The sequence below is a fragment of the Pseudomonas sichuanensis genome (genome assembly GCF_003231305.1).
Taxonomy (GTDB): Bacteria; Pseudomonadota; Gammaproteobacteria; order Pseudomonadales; family Pseudomonadaceae; genus Aquipseudomonas; species Aquipseudomonas sichuanensis.
The window spans coordinates 1-18,923 of record NZ_QKVM01000002.1 but is presented as its reverse complement, the minus strand read 5'-3'; the positions used below and the strand labels follow the sequence as shown (position 1 = coordinate 18,923).

The following is an 18,923-nucleotide window of genomic DNA, read 5'->3' as shown; positions in this document are numbered from 1 at the left end:
GAGTGATGCCAGTCGAACTGATTCTGTTTGATCTTGACGATACCCTTCTCCGCACCAGTGACCTTGAGGGTTTCCGAGGGCGTGATTTTCTGAATACTCAACCTCGGGAGTACGTTCAAAGGCTCACAGCCCAATTTGGGATGTTGCCGGGTCGAGTCGTTTACACTGAGGCTCAGCTTATGGCGTTGCAGCGCCAGCACGAGGGCGTGCGACTCGGAGTTTTTACTAGATCGCCTAGGCATTATGCGGAGATTCTTTTGGATCTCGCATACCCCCGTATCGACTGGGCGACATTGGTAGCTTTTGAGGATGTGACGCACACGAAACCAAGCGGAGAGGGCGTTTTGCTTGCGATGCGTGTGGCAGAAGTGGCATCCCCTCAAAGTGTCTGGTTGGTCGGTGATGGAAAATCTGACGTGCAGGCAGCTTACGACGCGGGTTCTTGGTGTGTTCTGGATCAAACCACTTGGCCTAACACCCGTCGCAGTGATGACTGGAAGGCATTGGAGCGTATGCCTGATGCAATTATCCAATCCCCGGAGGACTTGCCCGGGGTGCTTGAAAATCCAACTGAGTTTTTACCATCGGCTGAGCGGTTACAAGTGCTCGCCGGAGCAGCGGCTGGGGATAGGCCATTTCGGTTCGAAAAAGCAGGATATTTCAACCCGCTGGTGCAAGGAGCAAGGCCAATTCAGATTCACTCGCTCGGTCGACATTTTTCTCGGGATGCTCAAAGAAGAGTTGATTGGCATGCCGTGACTAATGACATTCACCGGATGAAAGATCTGCTGACGGCACCAGAATACTGGGTTGACGCAATCCGTAAATTCATTCGAAGTGTTGTCTTGAGTCGTAATCCAATGATCGCTTTCGGGGTGGGGGGATTGGTCGTTACTGTTATTCCAGCGAAACCGGGCCGTGTGCAGCGTCTGGAGGCGATGTTAGCTCAGGTAGCTGCATCGCATGCTGAGCTTGCAATCAGTCGCGGCAATATTGAATTCATTCCTAACGCATTGGAATATTTGCCGGGAGCCCTTTCGCATCACGGCAATGGCGGGCTGAATAGAGAGCAGCGTTTTGTGAATGCCCGTGATCATCTTAGGGCAAATCCCGGCTCTGACTTTACCGGGAAGCACGTTGTAGTCATTGACGATGTGGTTACCTCTGGAGCCTCTCTGATCTATGCTGAGACGTACCTTCGAGCAGCAGGTGCTTCTGGTGTAACATTGCTCGGGTTGACAAAAAATGTAGGTATCAGATGAAGGTTTCTCGCGAAACGAAAAAGCTTTTGACTCTATCCATGCTCCCCGGTGTTGGGCCGGCGACGTTGAAAAAGGTTGCGAGCGTACAAGGTTTCGTTGATTTAGATGTTGAGGCTTTAGGTAGGATAAACAGCTCTTTGCATAAGGCACTTTCTGTTCCTGATGCTTGGTCTTTGGCGTCAGAGCAAGCGGAGTTTCAAGTAAACTCTGCTGAAAAGCATGAGGCCAGAATTATCAGTCCTTTAGATGCTGGTTATCCAGATTTGCTTGCTGCTACGAAGGATGATCCGTTTATTCTTTATGTCTGTGGGGAGCTTCATAATTGCGCTCTGAGATCTGTTGCCATCATTGGTACTAGGGAGCCTACCCCGCATGGCGAAGTTATTACTCGCCGCGTAACGGAGTACTTCGTTGAGAATCAATGGAGCATTGTAAGTGGATTGGCGCTTGGGTGTGATGGTTTGGCGCATAAGGCAGCACTCGACTTGGGAGGACACACTGTTGCGGTATTGGCGCATGGTCTTCAGATGATTGCTCCAAGCCAGCATAAGAAACTTGCCCACAACATTCTTGAGAATGGAGGTGCATTGATTTCAGAGTATCCGTTCGGCCAAAAGGTTTTTCCTCAGCAATTCGTTAAGCGGGATCGTACACAGGCTGGTATGGCTCAGGGTGTAGTGATGATCCAGTCGGATATAAAGGGTGGGAGCCTACATGCTTCGCGTGCTGCTCTTGACTATAATCGGTGGCTTGCGGTTCCGTTGCCAACTTCAGTGGATAGAAGTAACAAAGAGCCGAAGGTGATGGCGAACTTGCTAATCGCTGAAGGTGACTGGGTTGATAAAGCAAATTTGCTTAAGTGTAAGCGAGAAAGGCTCGATAACATAATAGTGCTTAAAACGAAAGATGATTATCCAAGCATGCTCTCTGGTTTGCTGTCTGATGCTTCATTGCGTAATACGGTAAATGATGAGGTGCTGCAGGTAGAGGCTCAGGGCGCTTTTAATCTTGAAAATGGTTCCGTTGGATTTGAAGGCTTTGTTCGCAAAAGTGACGATAGTTTTAGTTCTGAGCCATTAACCCAGCAGAGCAGCCTTTTGCAGGTGGAATCTCGGAGTCAAGGTCGTGATGATTCAAAGCTTAGGGTGCGAAAAATTGCGAAGAAAAAAATTCACATTCACAATGATTTGTCTAATACGGTTAATCATCTAAGAACTCGTATTGAAGAAATGACAGTGGCCGGGAATCGGCACGGCATCGCTCTTGATATTACTGCCTGCCTCGTAATGATGGCCTTCACCTTTGAATCTCGTCTTAATTTTATTGGTGAGCAGAAAATTTCAGGCTTTAAGGAGCGGCGGTGGTTCGACAAAAAGCTTGAGGATGTGTTGTCGGTGTTGGGGGTTGAGCCTGACTTTTCGGTTCGCCCGTACTCTTCCATTAAGCAGTTGAAGAGCTTTCGTGACACCATTGCACACGGTAAACCGGTTGCTATCGAGATTGATGAGGTAGTGGGGTATCAGTCCGAGAGTGATCATGACGACTTCGATCTTCGGGGTGACTGGGAAAAATATTTAACCATCGACTTTATGCGGCAATGTTCCGACGATATCGACCAGATTTGGAAGGACTGGCTCGCAACTGCTGGAATCGAACTTCATCAAACATTGACCTATGGTGAGTACAGTGCTTCATTGATTGAAGACCCTGCGCCTCTTGTGGGTGATTGATTCGCATTGATTGCGAGGACTGCTATCCATGCTTTCGTCAGCTCACTCCTTGCCTAAGTGTTGTGAAAGGGAAGGGCGGTGGGAAGTGTTTTGCTTCGGTCCCAAGTCCCCGCCAAAAGACAATGCGATTCTGCACGGAAACCCAATTTCCCCGCCAGAAAAAAGATGCGCTCTCTTAATGAAAGGGTGTGTGCTGGCCGAAAGTAATGTAGTACGTCTAGCGAACCAGCAAATCGGCTAAACCCGTTTGGAAAGCTGGCTTCTGAAAAGCTGAGTAAATCTGAAATAACTCTGGCTATAACAATATTTTTTTTGTTAGAACGATACATTGAGAGAAAGCATCAGGCGGCGTACTGCCGTAGCGTTGAACTCGCTACCACGCGGGGTGCGAAGCCCTTTCTTGTTCAAGCAGTCAGCGACCGATTGCAGAGTGCTCACCTTGTTGTACAGGCAGGATTCCAGATGCGGACGGAGGCCGTCTTGATAGCTGCTGATCTTGCTCATACGAACGGTGTTGGCCGCTGTGATATCAGCTACTGCACGGCCTTTGGCTTGAGCCTCTGCACGATTGGCCACCTTCTGCTGGGCTATTGCATCACCAGCGTCTGCACGCCTCTGGAGGGATGTCAGAGCTTCCTTGGTACGGGTTGCAATGAACTCTCGTTCCTGCTGGGCAAGGGCAGCGAATAGATGAAGTTGGAAGGTGTTGGCCTGTGGCATCGTGGCCACTTTGAAATCAACTTGCTCCATCAGCTGAGCAATGTGCAGCACGGAGCGGGAAAGCCGATCCAGCTTGGCCACCAACAATTGAGCCTTGTGCAGTTTGCACGCTGCCAGAGCTTTTGCACCTTCTGGTCGATCTTCAAGGGCAAGCTTGCCGCTCACTACATCCACATACTCACCAATGACGTTCCAGCCGTTCGTGTCTGCTGCACGTTGGATGTAGTCACGCTGTGCATCCAAGCCTAGGCCAGAATCACCTTGGCCCTTGGTAGAAACTCGGATGTAAGCGACGACATTAGTCATGGTGGTGCACTCACTACGTTCAATGTGTGTGAGGGCATTTTGTAGGCCCTGACTACAAATTGTCAATTGGACAGACGTTCGTCTAAGCAAGTGACAAAGTACGAATCCTACATTGATCTTAGGGATTCGATGCCTGATGCGATGGCCTCGGCATTGGTGTCTAGGGTGTGCAGGATGCTCAGGATGTTGTCATGCACGTTGGTTGATCCGCGTTGACTGATCCACAAGCTCACCTCTTCCAAAGCTGCACGTATGGCGATCTGGTTGAGGTGCAGCAGCTCAAGTGTGTCAGCAGTGATTGGGGGGCGTTCGTCCATGTATGTAGTCCTGCGAGTGGGCGAGCCTGAGTGTAGCGTCGATCTGAGGTTACAGACCCTCAAGCAGCTCAGACAGAGACATGCTCAGGCCGTCAGCAAGCACCTTGGCCGCTTCAAGGCTAGGGTTTGCTGTGCCCATCTCAATGCGAGACATGTAGGTGCGGACAAAGCCGCATTTGTCTGCGAATGCTTCTTGGCTGAAGCCTTGGCTGCTGCGTAGGTAGCGGATTCGTTGGCCAAAGGCCTTTCGTAGGTGTTGGTTTGTCTGCATCCCCTCATGATGGTTGGATGCACCCTGATCGTGAACACACTAAGTGATGACACTCCAAATAGTGACACACTAACTGATACAATTGTCTCAGGCCCCCTTACGCCGGGGAAGCGAACGCCTAGCTCTGAGAGACCAACGAAATGAACGAAAAACTGTTCGTGCTGACCAGTCGCAAGAAGAAGACAAACCACGTCCTGCACCTGATCCTGACCGTTCTGACAGGAGGGTTTTGGTTGATCGTGTGGGGCATCACAATGCGCAGCAACGATGGCCAAAACAAGAAGATCGATAGGGAAATCGACCAGATCATGCACTACAAGTCTCAGGGCTTGAGCGATGCTGCCACGCACCAGCAGATGAAGACAGACAAGCTGAATGCTGATGTACTTCAAGGAAGGGTGATTTTCGTTTTGTTGGTGGTAGTGTTTCTGTACTTTTACCTACGGTAGAGGCTGCGCACCTTCAGTGGAGCGTCAAAGCAAATTCCTTGATCAGCTCCGCTGGGCGTTTGCACCGAAAGCGGCAAGCTTTCAGCTGATTGCACGGTGTATGACCGTAGGTCAGGATCGTGGACACCTAACGGTGTAGAGGGGGAGGAACAACCAGCCCCCCAAAACCTACTAATTCGTACTATCCACAGCTGACGCTGTTCCTGTGCACAATATCCGATCCGCAGGATTGAGTTTTGCACGATCAGAGCGTAGCTCTAGTAGCTGCTCGCATTCTTGTTGTCCAACCATGTTATTGGTTGGTTGGACTAGTACGCTTGGACGTTAGCGTTAGCTAACAATAATAGCTGTTTCCATTTGGGACAACTTTGTTGTTTGTTGTCCCGGTGTACAGCTCATTGCTTGCGCAATAGGGAAGGGTGTTTTCACCCGAAAAGCTCTATCTATAATAAGAATTCTTCAAGCCCCCTGATTTCCGTGGCCTGCACGGCATTTCTTGCGTAATTTTTTGAAGGAACTGATGTAAGCTAAGCCGCGAATTTCGGTGTGGCTTTGGCAGGCGCCCGTCTTTCGCTTGCTGGGTTCAGATACCAATCCTTCACGTACACCTCCCGTGTACAGTCGTCGCCCCGGAAGATGAGGCGAGGATTGATCGTCAGCTTGATCTCTCCTGTGCGAATGCCGCCATGTCTTGAGGTGCTGATTCTGACCATGTTGCTGCTGATCAACGTGCTCAGCTTTTTCATCAGGTTTGACTCTGAAGTGGCCAGTGCCTTCGCCAGATCGGCTTGAGTCATGATGATCATGTTCCGATAAAGAACCAGTTCGTGCAGTTTGCTCAGAATGTTCATCATCGGGACAGTGATACGACAGTCCACGCCTGTCCGGCGCCATACGCCATGTGCGTAATCCTGTGAGTCGATCAGTGAGTGCAGCGTATGCGGTGGCAGCTTACGCCGATCAACGTGTGACAGGACCGCGTTCAGATCGTCAGCACTCCGGCACTTGTTGAGTTCTGGTCGGTAGTCAGGGCGTTCGCTGAAAGCAGAAGGCTTGTCATCGTAGCCAAAGATTTCGCCGGTTGTTGGACTGATCAACAGTCCGTTGACGTTAAGGAAGGGGGCAACGTAAGCCTTCTCCTTGCGTGCAGTCGGTGCTTCCAATTCCCCTTGGGAAAGAAGGATGGCTGGGAGGACAGTGGTGGCGGGGGATTCGGTATTGCTTGGGGAATTCGAGGCGAGCGGGTACATCATGGTATTGGTCTCCTTTTCAAGTTAATCGCATAGGCATTCCTCTCAGGTTGTGCCGGTCAGTTTTGGTAAATCGCAGGCAAATTTAAGCCCCCATGCAAAACACCAATTTGGTGGTCGCGGTGGAGGCTTCTAGTCTGTATGTCTGCTCTCTGAAGCAGGCCGTCAATTTTACACGACTCCCGAAAAAAAGCAATCTCTAGGTATTGACTTTTTTGGCGGCCGTGTTTTCAAAAAACCGCTTTGCTCTGCGGGGAACGCACTTTGCTTAGTTTGAACGCTCCCTAAGCCCCGTAAACACTCGGGTGTGCATGAAAGACGGTAGGTGAACGTCAATCAGGTGGCAGGGTTTAACCAGAGTTTTTGCTGGGTTATTCGAAGTTATTTGATGTGCCTCATGGCCTCAACCATAGCCTTGAGTGGCGTCCTGCTGCCGTAGACGCCGAAGGTTACGGAGCTGTCTTCATGACCCACCATCCGCTTGATCAGTGAGTCTTGAACGCCAGCATCACGCAGGTCATCGATGAAGGTGTGGCGGAAGCTGTGGAAAGTTTTGCGTGGGTCGGTGATACCCAGTTTCGCCTTATAGCGGCCAAACCATTTTGAGGCTGCATGCCCGAGCTTCCCACGTACTGCTTCCAGCTCAGGGAATACTCGATTTGCACCAGCAACCCTCATCGACTCAACATGCTGAAGTAGGCACAGATCGATCAGAGAAGGGTGCAAAGGAAGCACGCGGCGGCTGCTTGCGTTTTTCAGGTTCTGGCCTTCACGGCTGTCATCAATCCGGATGCACTGGATGCCCTGTTGCTCAATGAAGTCATCGACACGCAGTTGGCACAGCTCTTCCAATCGTGCCCCAGTGGTTCGCCCAAGGAGCGGCAGCCAGTAACGCCAAGGGTGCTTACGGGCTTCCCTTCGCAGTGCCTCACGGTTCAGCAGGGCATCTAGGTCGTGTCGTTCAAATGACAGCCGAGCTTCCTTCGCTGATCCTGTCATGACTTTCATGCCCGTCAGTGGGTTGTCTGCTACGTACCCGTTCGCTTTGCACCAGTTCAGAAACGCGGTGAGCTTGCGTAGCCGATTGTTCACAGTGACAGCGGTAATGGTCTTGTAGGTGCTACCTGACTCAATTACCTGCTTCAGCGTCTTACCCTTGAACTCAGGTCGTAAGCCGAAGTATTGCGGGCATAGGCTGAGCCGTTCCTTTAGCAGGCGTGCTTGTTGTGCATCGAAGGCTTTGGCGGGCATATCGCCTAGCAGCTCGAAAAGGTCAGCTAAAGCTCGCTCGACTTCCTCGGTGCTGCCCTGTCGCCATGTGCCGCCGCGTTTGCCTTCTTCTGTATAGAGTTTGGACAGGGTTGCGAGGGTAGGGCCATCGCTTTGTGGCTTCGCTATGGCCGCTATAGCTCTTCGTGGTGCAGCCATCGTGATTGGCTTAGGGGTAGAGTCTCGCCACTGCGTACATAGTGCACGCAGCGTCTGAGGGGCTGTCAGAGGGTGTTCAGTTAGGTGGCAAAGCACTTGCTGAGCTAACGAGCTGGCAAGGTACAAGGCTGCCTGCCGCTCTCGCACTCGCAGGGATATCCGAAGGGTATGGCGGCTGGGAAATAGATGCTTTGGAAGTCGAAGGTTGAGGTAGTAAATGGACTGACGGCGGACAATGTAGGCCATGAATAAACACCAGAGTGGACCAGTAAAGTGGACCAATTGAGTGGAACAATTCTGATCACACCCCAGATTTTGAGCGTTGCTTCAGGTACACTCTGATGCCTGAAACGATTGTCGGTATAGCCCCATCAATTTTTCACCAAACCAGATGCAGCAAGGCTTTCAGCGAGCTGCAAGGCATGCTTGCATACTGCCTCGGCATGGCCCGGAAGGGAGCAGCCATAGCGGGAACATCGAGTGCCGGGGTGTGGCTGGTGGGGCCGCCTCCATTTTGGGCGCAGGCATTTTCGCTTCGCGTACCTTTCGTACCCCGCCTGTACCCTCTCTTTACACCCACGCAAGCCTTTACCCCTGCACAATCGTGCGTGGCGCCTTATCATGCACCCAGCGTGTCAGTCCGTTCGGCCAGGAGATAGCGACCGTGGAACATGTCGACGACCTCACCCGTCACAAGATCCGGGAATGGCAACTGCGCCGCCTGGAAATCAAGGACCAGATGGCCGCCAGCCCCGAGCGGGTGCTGGAGCTGTCGCAGGTGCTCGACCAGATGGAAGAGGAGCACGAGCGCATACTCGCCGAGGCAACGCCGCCAGCGCCTGTTGCCGCGGCCCAGGCCCTGCTCGAACTGCATTTGAACCTATCGGCAGGCAGCGTGCGTGACCTGCGCAAGTTGCTGGAGCTGGCACTGCACGAACTCGATGGCGTGCTCGATGAGCCTCAGCCGGGTGCCCGCCATCCTGGCGGCATGGCCGGTTCACTGGGTGCTTACCAGTTCGAACTGCTGGTTGGCCAGGCGCCGGATGCCAACACGCCCTGAATCGGCCTTTGCCTGGACATTGAGCGCACATGCAGCCTGAACATTTCAATTTCTCCTGCCCTGTCTTCCTGCCCATCACCCTGGAGCGCTGCCAGGGGTTGCTGCAGGCCGAAGGCGCGCCTGTGCTGGACGCGCTGAGCGACCCTGAGCTGGCGGCCTTGCTGGTGATCCAGAACCTTGCCCAGGCCCAGGGCAAGCTCGATGCGCCGGCGGCGGAGAAGGTGCTGGGCAAGTTGCTGGCCTGGTCAGTCGATGGCCCCCATTCGGCGGACGTGAGCCTGTTGTCGGAGGCGCGCCGGCTGTTCGATGCGCGCAAGCTGTATTTCGGCCTCGAGGTGATCAAGGCGTCGAAGTTGCGCCTGCTCACCGACGAAGAGGTGCAGGGGGGCGATTACCTGCTGGCCGACGGCAAGTGGGATTTCGCCTTCAGGCTCCGCCGGCAGCAAGCCGACAACCCCTTCAGCCAGCAGGTGGTGACCGGTTTCGACAACGAGCGCTGGCTGACCGTCGAGCAGGACAAGCTGCTCAAGGTCATCCGCGCCAACCTGGACGAAGACATCCATGTCCAGGGCTACGCCGGCATCGGCAAGAGCTACCTGCTTGGCGCGCTGATGGATTGCCTGCCGCGCGGCCGGGTGCTGGCCCTGGCACGCACACCGGCCAAGCTCGGCACCTTGCGCCAGCGCATGGGGCTGGACCCGCAGGCCAAGGTCGGCATGACCTTCGGCCAGTTCGCCAAGGCCCTGCTCAAGGATGCGCAGCCGGCCAACGCCAGGGCCGCAGCGCGAGGCCCGGGCAAGCTCAAGCTGGCGCAGGAGCTTGGCATCGTCGGGCTGCGCCAGTACGACGCCGAGCATGCCCTGGATATCTGCCTCGAAGTGCTGCACAGCTATTGCGAGTCGCGTGACTACAGCCTGTCGAATCGCCACTTGCCCTTCTTCCGGCAGGCGCTGTCGGGCGTCGATGCCCAGGTTCTGCTCGAGTACGCCAGCCGGCTGTGGCGCTACCTGGAGTCGCACCCGGCCTGGGGGGCGCAGACCGGCTTCGAAGCGCTGCTGCTGATCAAGCGCGCGAGCCTGGGCGGCTGCAGTGTGCCCACTCGCTTCAGCCACGTGATCATCGATGAGAGCCAGGACGTGCCGGGCTCGCTGTTGCAGGTCATCGAGCGCGGGCGGCAGGTGCTGATCACCCTGGGTGACGAATACCAGAAGGCCTCCGGTGCCGTGGTGCGGCGTGAGCGTCAGGTGCGCCAGAAGGATATCGCCTTCGCCGTTCGCTCCGGGCCAAAGGTCGAGCGCCTGATCAACCCGTTGATCGACGTGCATTCACAGAAGTCGAAAGTGGCCTTCGAGGCGGCGCGCAACGTGGATGTCGGTATCGAGCTGTTCCCCCAGGGCTTCATTCCACCCGAAGGCTGCGTGGTGCTGACTGCCTCGCGCTGGGACAGCATGCGCTGGGCCATGGAACTGGCCGAGACCGGTTGCCTGCTGAAATTCCCCGACTGGCCCGATATGCGGCGCTTCATGGCCACTGCGGTCGGCCTGTTCCGGGCGGCATTGCATGGCCCGATGCAGGATGCCGAAGGGCCGCACCCGCACTTTGCGCACATGCTCGACTGGCAGCAGGTGCGCGATGCCGAGCGCTTCGATGAGTCGTTCCTGTGGGTCGAGGCGCGGTTGCAGGACGGTTACAAGCTCGCCGACCTGACCACCCTGGCGGCACGGGTCGCCGAGCAGCGTGCCAGCCTCTTGCTGATGATGGCCGAGGAGGCGGGGGGCCTTGAGTTCGACCATGTACTGCTCACGCCCGAGCTGATGACCACCAACCGCTTCAAGGATGCCTACGCTTTCGATGCGCGCATCTGCGCCGTGTACATCGCGTTGTCGCGGGCGCGGCGCCAGCTTTACCTGCCCTATGACGTGCAGGAGTGGATCACTTACCACAAGGGCCAGCCGTTCCGCGAACTGCACGGTTACTGAAGGCTCACTTGCGCGGCGCTCGGGCGGGCCTGCCCTGGCTGGCGGACACCTTCATCAAGCGCTGGAAGGTCGGGCACTGCAGGTGATGCTCCTCGGGGCACACCGCCGCATGGCGCAACCCCTTGCTCATCGCCTGCAGGCGCCTGATCCGCTGGTCGATCTCGTCGGCCTTGGCCAGCAGCAATTGCCGGTCGACCTGCTGCTCGGCCAGCATCGCCGCCACCTCATCCAGCGAAAACCCGGCTGCCTGGCCCAGGGCGATCAGCGCCAGGCGTTCGGGCGTGTCGGCCGGGAACTGACGGCGCTGACCCCGGCCGGACAATGCCGTGAGCAGGCCCTTGTTGGCGTAGTAGCGCAAGGTCGAAGCCGGCACGCCACTGCGCCTGGCGACATCGGCAATATCCATCTGGGGCCCCTTGACTTGAAGTTGACTTCAACTTGCATGCTGCTCGGCAAAGACCATTTCCGTCAATCTGCCCAGGGCATTCGCCATGACCGTCTCCTCATTGATCTACTCCATCCTGTTCATCGGTATCGGCGCCACGCTGCTGATGGACCTGTGGACGCTGCTGCTCAGGCGCCTGGGTGTTACGACCCTGAACTACGCCATGGTCGGCCGCTGGGCGGGGCATTTGCTGGAAGGGCGCTGGCGGCACGCAGCGATCGGCAAGGCCGAGCCAATTCGCGGTGAGCGGGCGTGGGGTTGGCTGCTGCACTATGCCACCGGGCTGCTGTTTGCCGGCCTGCTGATCGCGTTGGCCGGGCAGGCGTGGCTGCGTCAGCCTGCGCTGCTTCCGGCGTTGTCGTTCGGGGTCGTCTCGGTGCTGGTGCCGTTGTGCGTGATACAGCCGGCATTGGGCGCGGGGTACTTTGCCGCCAATACGCCGGCGCCGGTTAAGAGCTGCTTGCGCAGCCTGGCAACGCATTGCGTGTTCGGCTGTGGTCTGTACCTGGCCGCACTCGGGGCGCTGTGGCTCGCAGGCTAGGGGTCTTTGCTGTCGGCGAACGGTGGCGCGGCAAGCGCTTGGGTGTAACGAGCGATGATCCGTTCGACTTCCCCGGATTGCTTGAGCCTCACAAACGCCCTGAGCACCGCCTGTGTCGGTAGCGCCGGATCGTTGCGCACCATGCAGCTCAGCGCCTGTTCTTCCAGCACCGCCAGCCCACGCAGTTGTTTTGCCGCCGGCAGCCCACGGTTGAACCATTGCAGCGACAGCTGGTTGCTCACGGCATGCCGATAGCGCCCGGCCAGCAGCTTTTGCAGGGCCAGCTCCTGATTGCGGCTGTCTTCGCGCTGCAGCTGGCCGCGGGCGAACAGTGGGGCGAGGGTGGGGTAGCTGTAGCCCAGCACGGTGCCCAGCGCCTGTGGGGGGAGGGCGTCGGCGCTAGTGGCGCTGTCGCCGGGGCGGCCGACCAGCAGGTCGCGCTGCTCGATGAGCGGGATGCTCCACAGGTAATCGCCGGGGCGGCTGGTCAGCCATTGGGTGGAGACGTAACAGCGCACGTCGATGTCGCCGTTCTCCATGGCCTCCTGCAATCGCAGCCGGGCCATCACATGGTACTGCGCCCGTACCCCCGCTTCGCGGGCCGCAGCCTGCATCAGCTCGAACAGAATGCCCTCCACCGGCTGCCCCTGCTCGATGCGCATCAGCGGCATGCTCCAGCTCTCGGCCACGGAAAAGCGCAACACTGGCGGCTCGGCCAGGCTATATGCACTGCATAACCACAGGAGGGCCAAGGCTCGCCGCACGTCTCATCCTCCCTGATCAGCCCGTAGCTATGCCTGCTGCTGAGCTTAGACGAGATCCGCAGGGTGCAATTTCCCCCTCGCTCCGCTAGCATTAGCGCTCTTTCCGCCCGCTCCGGTCACGATGGTTTTTTGATGAGTTATCAGGTTCTTGCACGTAAATGGCGTCCGCGCTCGTTCCGCGAAATGGTCGGCCAGACCCATGTGCTCAAGGCTTTGATCAACGCCCTGGACAACCAGCGCCTGCACCATGCGTACCTGTTCACCGGCACCCGTGGGGTGGGCAAGACCACCATCGCGCGGATCATCGCCAAGTGCCTGAACTGCGAAACCGGTATCACCTCCACGCCCTGCGGTACCTGCTCGGTGTGCCGGGAGATCGACGAAGGCCGTTTCGTCGACCTGATCGAGATCGACGCCGCCAGCCGCACCAAGGTCGAAGATACCCGCGAGCTGCTCGACAACGTGCAGTACGCCCCCAGCCGCGGGCGCTTCAAGGTCTACCTGATCGACGAAGTGCACATGCTCTCGACCCACTCCTTCAACGCCTTGTTGAAGACGCTGGAAGAGCCGCCGCCCTACGTCAAGTTCATCCTCGCCACCACCGACCCGCAGAAGCTGCCGGCAACCATCCTGTCGCGATGCCTGCAGTTCTCGCTGAAGAACATGAGCCCGGAGCGGGTGGTCGAGCACCTCAGCCATGTGCTGGGCGCCGAGAACGTGCCGTTCGAAGACGACGCCCTGTGGTTGCTGGGCCGCGCCGCCGACGGCTCGATGCGCGACGCCATGAGCCTGACCGACCAGGCCATCGCCTTTGGCGAAGGCAAGGTGCTGGCGGCTGATGTGCGGGCCATGCTCGGCACGCTCGACCATGGCCAGGTATACGGTGTGCTGCAGGCACTGCTCGACGGCGATGCCCGGGCATTGCTGGAAGCGGTGCGCCACCTCGCCGAGCAGGGGCCGGACTGGAACGGCGTGCTCTCGGAAATGCTCAACGTGCTGCACCGTGTGGCCATCGCCCAGGCGCTGCCCGAGGCGGTCGACAACGGCCAGGGCGACCGTGATCGGGTGCTGGCGCTGGCCCAGGCACTGCCCGCCGAGGACGTACAGTTCTACTACCAGATGGGCCTGATCGGCCGTCGCGACCTGCCGTTGGCCCCCGACCCGCGTGGCGGCTTCGAAATGGTCCTGCTGCGCATGCTGGCGTTCCGCCCGGCCGACAGCGACGATGCACCGAAGCCGGTACTAAAGCCGGTGGGGATCAGCCAGGCCACAGCTGATCCGGCCCCACCGGTGGCAGCTGCGGCAGTTGCCGTCGCAGCGCCCGTTGAGCCTGTTGTCGCGCCAGTCGCCGTTCAGGCCCCGGTGGAGGCGCCTGTCGTCGCCGAGGCCGTGGCTGAAGCGCCTGTCGCGCAGCCAGAGCCAGAGCCAGCCCCGGCGCCCATGCCTGAGCCTGAACCTGTCGTCGAGGCAGTGATAGACCTGCCCTGGGAAGAGCCCTCTGCACCGCCTGTGCCAGTCGCCGCCGTGCCACAGCCCGAGCCCGTGGTGGTCGAGGCTGCCGTTGTCGAGCCCGCCAGCAGCCAGCCGGGCTACGACGAGCCGCCCTTCGATCCGTCTGCGTACAACCCGGCGGGCATGGACCGCGACGATGAGCCACCGGCGGACGAAGACTACTATGTCGCGGACAGCGACCCGGCGGGCTTCAGTTACCTCGATGAGCTGGCCGAGCATGTGCAGGAAGACCAGCCCGCCAAGGCGCCCGAACCTCTGCCGGCCGCTCGGCCCGCCACGGGCCTGGCCCTGCAATGGCTGGAATTATTCCCACAGTTGCCTGTCTCGGGTATGACAGGCAACATCGCCGCGAACTGTACCTTGATCGCCGCCGATGGCGACGACTGGCTGCTGCACCTGGACCCGGGCCAAGGCGCGTTGTTCAACAGCACGCAACAGCGCCGCCTCAACGATGCGCTCAACCAGCAGCTGGGGCGCGACATCCGGCTCAAGATCGAACTGATTCGCCCGGAGCAGGAAACCCCGGCCCAGGCCGCGTCCCGCAAGCGCGCCGAACGCCAGCATGACGCGGTGCTGTCGATCGAGCAGGATCCATTGATCCAGCAGATGATCCAGCAGTTCGGCGCAACGGTGCGCCAGGATACTATTGAGCCTGTGGATGCCCTGGCCAGCCAGGGCCAATAACGGATAACCATGCGGCCGGCCCTGTGCGCGGCCGCATTACATGAACCAATCGAGGTATACCCCCATGATGAAAGGTGGCATGGCCGGCCTGATGAAGCAGGCCCAGCAGATGCAGGAAAAGATGCAGAAGATGCAGGAAGAGCTGGCTAACGCCGAAGTCACCGGCCAGTCCGGCGGTGGCCTGGTCAGCGTGGTGATGACCGGTCGCCACGACGTCAAGCGCGTCAGCATCGATGACAGCCTGATGTCGGCTGACGCCGACGACAAGGAAGTGCTCGAAGACCTGATCGCCGCCGCGCTCAACGATGCCGTGCGCAAGATCGAGCAGAGTAGCCAGGAGAAGATGGGCGGCATGACTGCCGGCATGCAGCTGCCGCCTGGCTTCAAGATGCCGTTCTGATCGGCGTCGCGTTACCCCGGGGGAGCAACGGCCAGGCGGTCGTTGCTCCCTTGTTCATTCTGTTTCCTGAACTGGCAGGCCCGCATACATGAGCTTCAGCCCCCTGATCCGCCAACTGATCGACGCCCTGCGCATTCTGCCCGGCGTCGGCCAGAAAACCGCCCAGCGCATGGCCCTGCAACTGCTCGAACGCGACCGCAGTGGCGGCACGCGCCTGGCCCAGGCCCTGAGCCAGGCCATGGACGGCGTTGGCCATTGCCGCCAGTGCCGGACCCTGACCGAGCAGGAGCTGTGCCCGCAGTGCGCCGACCCGCGCCGTGATGACAGCCAGCTGTGCGTGGTCGAAGGGCCGATGGACATGTTTGCAGTGGAGCAGGCCGGCTATCGTGGCCGTTACTTCGTGCTCAAGGGGCACCTGTCGCCGCTCGATGGCCTGGGGCCGGATGCGATCGGTATTCCGCAGCTCATGGCGCGGATCGAAGAGCAGGGCACCTTCAGTGAAGTGATCCTGGCGACCAACCCCACGGTGGAGGGTGAGGCGACGGCCCACTACATCGCCCAGCTGCTGGCCGAGAAGGGCTTGAGCGCCACGCGCATCGCCCATGGTGTGCCGTTGGGTGGGGAGCTGGAGCTGGTGGATGGCGGGACCTTGGCCCATGCGTTTGCCGGGCGCAGGCCGATTTCGCTGTAAGTCTTTGCAAAGCATCGCGGGGCAAGCCCGCTCCCACGGGTATACGTGAGAGCCGGCTTGCCCCGCGATCGTTCTGAACCTTGACTCAGTATTCGCTTAGCGAGAACTCGGTCAGGCAGAAGGTCGGCACCCCGGCCGCCTGCAGCCGGCGCGAGCCTTCCAGCTCCGGCAGATCGATGATCGCTGCGGCCTCGAACACCTGTGCCCCGGTGCGGCGCACCAGGTTGGCTGCCGCCAGCAGGGTGCCGCCGGTGGCGATCAGGTCATCGAAGATCAGCACCGAATCCCCTTCGCACAGGCTGTCGGCATGCACTTCGAGGAAGGCTTCGCCGTACTCGGTCTGGTAGCCCTCCGACAGCACGTCGGCCGGCAGCTTGCCTTGCTTGCGGAACAGGATCAGCGGCTTGTTCAACTGGTGGGCGATGATCGAGCCGATCAGGAAGCCCCGCGCATCCATGGCACCGATATGGCTGAACTCGGCCTCGACATAGCGCTCGATGAACTGGTCAGCGACGTAGCGCAGCCCACGCGGCGATTGGAACAACGGGGTGATATCGCGGAAGATGACCCCCGGTTTGGGGAAGTCCACTACCGGGCGAATCAGGGCTTTGAGGTCGAAAGTGTCGCTGTGCATGGTGCGGGTATCCTGGAAAAACCAAGGCGCCAGTATACCCGCATCCGGCCTTTGTCAGGCCTCCATTGCACCACCGGCCAGCGCGCACAGCTGGATCGGGTCGAGGATATGCACTTCCTTGCCCTCGGCCTTGAGCAGGCCGTTCTGCTGGAAGCGGGTGAACACCCGCGAGACGGTTTCCACGGCCAGGCCCAGGTAGTTGCCGATCTCGTTGCGCGACATGCTCAGGCGGAACTGGTTGGCCGAATAACCACGGGCGCGGAAGCGCGCGGACAGGTTGACCAGGAAGGTGGCGATGCGCTCGTCGGCGGTTTTCTTCGACAGCAGCAGCATCATCTGCTGGTCGTCGCGGATCTCGCGGCTCATCACCCGCATCAGTTGGCGGCGCAATTGCGGCAGTTGTACCGAAAGCTCATCCAGGCGTTCGAAGGGGATCTCGCACACCGAGGTGGTTTCCTGAGCCTGGGCCGACACCGGATAGGCCTCGGTGTCCATGCCGGACAGGCCGACCAGCTCGCTGGGCAGGTGGAAGCCGGTGATCTGTTCCTCGCCGGCGTCGCTTAAGCTGAAGGTCTTGAGGGCGCCGGAGCGGACTGCGTAAACCGAGCCGAAATTGTCACCTTGGCGGAACAGGAATTCGCCTTTTTTCAATGGGCGGCCGCGTTTGACGATTTCATCCAGTGCATCCATGTCCTCGAGGTTGAGGGACAGGGGCAGGCACAGGGGGGCCAGGCTGCAATCCTTGCAGTGGGCCTGGTTGTGTGGGCGCAGTTTTACTGGCTCGGACATTTCTTCGATCCTTGTGGGAAAGCACACATAAGCCGTAAGGGTAACCCACGGCATAGGCTGGAGGCCAGCATGCACTTGTTTGGTGCATGCTGGCGGCGGCCCGGAGTGGATGTTTCCGGTACCTTTCGACTGTCCATAGTGTGCCCCTGAAGGCGGGCTGTCCATGCGGTGAAACGCCTCAATCGCCTCAGATCACCCGCGAGAAGCGCTGACGATTCTGTTGCGCGAGGTAAGCGTCGAAGACCATGCACACCGAGCGCGCCAGCAGGCGGCCGGCTGGCAGGATGCGGATGCCTTTGCTGTCGAGGCTGATCAGGCCGTCGCGCTGCATGGCGTGCAATTGCGGCCAGATGTCGTTGAAGTAGCCGCGAAAGTCGATGGTGAATTGCTGTTCGATCTGCTCGAAGTCCAGCTCGAAATGGCAGATCAGTTGCTGGATCACTGCCCGCCGCAGACGGTCGTCCTGGTTGCACAGCAGGCCGCGCTGGGTGGCCAGTTGCGCGGTGGACAGGGTGTCCTGGTAGGTGTTGAGGTCGCTGCTGTTCTGGCAGTACAGGTCGCCGATCTGGCTGATGGCCGAGACCCCCAGGCCGATCAGGTCGCAATGGCCATGGGTGGTGTACCCCTGGAAGTTGCGCTGCAGGGTGCCTTCTTCCTGGGCGATGGCCAGTTCGTCGTCGGGCAGGGCGAAATGGTCCATGCCGATGTAGCGATAGCCGGCGGCGGTCAGCTGGTCGATGGTGGCGTGCAGCATCTCCAGTTTGGCCGCGGGGGCCGGCAGGTCGTTGCTGTCGATGCGCCGCTGCGGCATGAAGCGTTCGGGCAGGTGGGCGTAGTTGAACACCGACAGGCGATCGGGTTGCAGGCGGATCACTTCCTCGACAGTGCGGGCGAAACCTTCCGGGGTCTGCTTGGGCAGGCCGTAGATCAGGTCGAGGTTGATCGAGCGGAACTGCAGGGTGCGCGCCGCTTCGATCAGGGTGCGGGTCTGTTCCAGGCTCTGCAGGCGGTTGACCGCGCGCTGCACCGCCGGGTCGAGGTCCTGCACGCCGAGGCTGACGCGGTTGAAGCCCAGCTCGCGCAGCAGCCCCATGGTCGACCAGTCGGCCTCGCGCGGATCGATCTCGATGCCGTAATCACCGGAGTCATCGTCCAGCAGGTTGAAGTGCTGGCGCAGGGTCGCCATCAGCTGGCGCAGTTCCACGTGGCTGAGGAAGGTCGGGGTGCCGCCGCCGAAGTGCAGCTGCTCGACGCGCTGCTTGGGGTCCAGGTGGCAGGCGACCAGCTGGATTTCCTGTTCCAGGCGCTGCAGGTAGGGCGCGGCGCGGCCGCGGTCCTTGGTGATGACCTTGTTGCAGGCGCAGTAGTAGCAGATGTTGGCGCAGAACGGTACGTGCACGTACAGCGACAGCGGGCGCGTGGCCCGACGGCTCTCGCGCAGGGCGTGGAGCAGGTCGAACGAGCCCACTTCGCCATGCAGTTGCACGGCGGTAGGGTAGGAGGTGTAGCGTGGCCCGGCCAGATCGTAACGACGGATCAGGTCGGCGTCCCAGCGTAGGTCGTCGAGCATGTGGGCAGTCCCCGGATAGAGCAGCAGTGTCCGGAGTCTAGGGACGTGAGCAAGAAGTCGTGTTGATTTGTATCAGCAGATCTTGCGGTCACCGCATGGGGCCGCTGCGCGGCCCTTTCGC

General features: G+C 59.0%; 19 protein-coding genes. 9 read left to right on the top strand and 10 right to left on the bottom strand.

Features of this window, described 5'->3' with window-relative positions; all coding sequences use genetic code 11:
• Positions 1 to 5 precede the first annotated feature (5 nt).
• The gene (locus DM373_RS01190; protein ID WP_110991808.1) at positions 6 to 1,262 is read left to right on the top strand and encodes an HAD family hydrolase; all 1,257 of its coding nucleotides are present in this window, start codon (positions 6 to 8) and stop codon (positions 1,260 to 1,262) included.
• Positions 1,259 to 2,992, top strand: coding sequence for a DNA-processing protein DprA (locus DM373_RS01185; protein WP_244215022.1), 1,734 nt, complete (start codon positions 1,259 to 1,261; stop codon positions 2,990 to 2,992). The genes DM373_RS01190 and DM373_RS01185 overlap by 4 nt, the downstream gene beginning before the upstream one ends.
• Positions 2,993 to 3,307: 315 nt before the next feature.
• On the opposite strand, the gene DM373_RS01180 is transcribed toward DM373_RS01185, so the two are convergent.
• From DM373_RS01180 to DM373_RS01170, 3 genes are all read right to left on the bottom strand, one after another.
• Positions 3,308 to 4,018, bottom strand: coding sequence for a recombinase family protein (locus DM373_RS01180; protein WP_110991807.1), 711 nt, complete (start codon positions 4,016 to 4,018; stop codon positions 3,308 to 3,310).
• Positions 4,019 to 4,125: 107 nt separating this feature from the next.
• Positions 4,126 to 4,335: a hypothetical protein gene (locus DM373_RS01175; RefSeq protein ID WP_110991806.1), complete on the bottom strand. Its 210-nt coding sequence runs from the start codon at positions 4,333 to 4,335 to the stop codon at positions 4,126 to 4,128.
• Between the two features lie 49 nt (positions 4,336 to 4,384).
• Complete coding sequence (locus DM373_RS01170; RefSeq protein ID WP_110991805.1) at positions 4,385 to 4,606, bottom strand: helix-turn-helix domain-containing protein; 222 nt, start codon at positions 4,604 to 4,606, stop codon at positions 4,385 to 4,387.
• A 140-nt stretch (positions 4,607 to 4,746) separates the two neighbouring features.
• Between DM373_RS01170 and DM373_RS01165 the strand changes: the two genes are divergently transcribed.
• Positions 4,747 to 5,055 (top strand): hypothetical protein, encoded by a 309-nt coding sequence (locus tag DM373_RS01165; protein WP_110991804.1) that lies wholly within the window; start codon positions 4,747 to 4,749, stop codon positions 5,053 to 5,055.
• A 527-nt stretch (positions 5,056 to 5,582) separates the two neighbouring features.
• On the opposite strand, the gene DM373_RS01160 is transcribed toward DM373_RS01165, so the two are convergent.
• Positions 5,583 to 6,308, bottom strand: a complete 726-nt coding sequence (locus DM373_RS01160; RefSeq protein ID WP_244215021.1) for a replication/maintenance protein RepL — start codon at positions 6,306 to 6,308, stop codon at positions 5,583 to 5,585.
• Between the two features lie 378 nt (positions 6,309 to 6,686).
• Entirely contained in the window at positions 6,687 to 7,979 is a 1,293-nt protein-coding gene (locus tag DM373_RS01155; RefSeq protein ID WP_110991803.1) for a site-specific integrase, read from the bottom strand.
• Between the two features lie 418 nt (positions 7,980 to 8,397).
• On the opposite strand from DM373_RS01155, the gene DM373_RS01150 reads away from it, so the two are divergent.
• Entirely contained in the window at positions 8,398 to 8,793 is a 396-nt protein-coding gene (locus DM373_RS01150) for a hypothetical protein (RefSeq protein WP_110991802.1), read from the top strand.
• Positions 8,794 to 8,822: 29 nt separating this feature from the next.
• Complete coding sequence (locus DM373_RS01145; RefSeq protein WP_110991801.1) at positions 8,823 to 10,772, top strand: hypothetical protein; 1,950 nt, start codon at positions 8,823 to 8,825, stop codon at positions 10,770 to 10,772.
• Positions 10,773 to 10,776: 4 nt separating this feature from the next.
• Here DM373_RS01145 and DM373_RS01140 read toward each other — a convergent pair whose 3' ends face one another.
• Positions 10,777 to 11,178, bottom strand: a complete 402-nt coding sequence (locus DM373_RS01140) for a helix-turn-helix domain-containing protein (protein ID WP_110991800.1) — start codon at positions 11,176 to 11,178, stop codon at positions 10,777 to 10,779.
• A gap of 85 nt (positions 11,179 to 11,263) precedes the next feature.
• Here DM373_RS01140 and DM373_RS01135 point away from each other — a divergent pair, with 85 nt between their 5' ends.
• Positions 11,264 to 11,758, top strand: coding sequence for a DUF2938 family protein (locus DM373_RS01135; protein WP_110991799.1), 495 nt, complete (start codon positions 11,264 to 11,266; stop codon positions 11,756 to 11,758).
• Here the strand turns inward: DM373_RS01135 and DM373_RS01130 are convergent.
• A complete protein-coding gene (locus tag DM373_RS01130; RefSeq protein ID WP_110991798.1) occupies positions 11,755 to 12,522 on the bottom strand; it encodes a substrate-binding periplasmic protein in 768 nt (255 codons plus the stop codon). The genes DM373_RS01135 and DM373_RS01130 overlap by 4 nt on opposite strands.
• A gap of 132 nt (positions 12,523 to 12,654) precedes the next feature.
• Here DM373_RS01130 and dnaX point away from each other — a divergent pair, with 132 nt between their 5' ends.
• The 3 genes from dnaX (at position 12,655) to recR (ending at position 15,809) form a co-directional block, all read left to right on the top strand.
• Entirely contained in the window at positions 12,655 to 14,718 is a 2,064-nt protein-coding gene (gene dnaX / locus DM373_RS01125; RefSeq protein ID WP_110991797.1) for a DNA polymerase III subunit gamma/tau, read from the top strand.
• Between the two features lie 64 nt (positions 14,719 to 14,782).
• A complete protein-coding gene (locus DM373_RS01120) occupies positions 14,783 to 15,118 on the top strand; it encodes a YbaB/EbfC family nucleoid-associated protein (protein ID WP_110991796.1) in 336 nt (111 codons plus the stop codon).
• Positions 15,119 to 15,206: 88 nt separating this feature from the next.
• Positions 15,207 to 15,809, top strand: a complete 603-nt coding sequence (recR, locus tag DM373_RS01115; protein WP_110991795.1) for a recombination mediator RecR — start codon at positions 15,207 to 15,209, stop codon at positions 15,807 to 15,809.
• Positions 15,810 to 15,894: 85 nt separating this feature from the next.
• Here the strand turns inward: recR and DM373_RS01110 are convergent, their stop codons facing one another.
• From DM373_RS01110 to hemN, 3 genes are all read right to left on the bottom strand, one after another.
• The gene (locus DM373_RS01110; protein WP_028692867.1) at positions 15,895 to 16,443 is read right to left on the bottom strand and encodes an adenine phosphoribosyltransferase; all 549 of its coding nucleotides are present in this window, start codon (positions 16,441 to 16,443) and stop codon (positions 15,895 to 15,897) included.
• A gap of 54 nt (positions 16,444 to 16,497) precedes the next feature.
• The gene (fnrA, locus tag DM373_RS01105; protein WP_110991794.1) at positions 16,498 to 17,232 is read right to left on the bottom strand and encodes a Crp/Fnr family transcriptional regulator FnrA; all 735 of its coding nucleotides are present in this window, start codon (positions 17,230 to 17,232) and stop codon (positions 16,498 to 16,500) included.
• Between the two features lie 187 nt (positions 17,233 to 17,419).
• Positions 17,420 to 18,802, bottom strand: a complete 1,383-nt coding sequence (gene hemN, locus DM373_RS01100; RefSeq protein ID WP_110991793.1) for an oxygen-independent coproporphyrinogen III oxidase — start codon at positions 18,800 to 18,802, stop codon at positions 17,420 to 17,422.
• Positions 18,803 to 18,923: the final 121 nt, after the last annotated feature.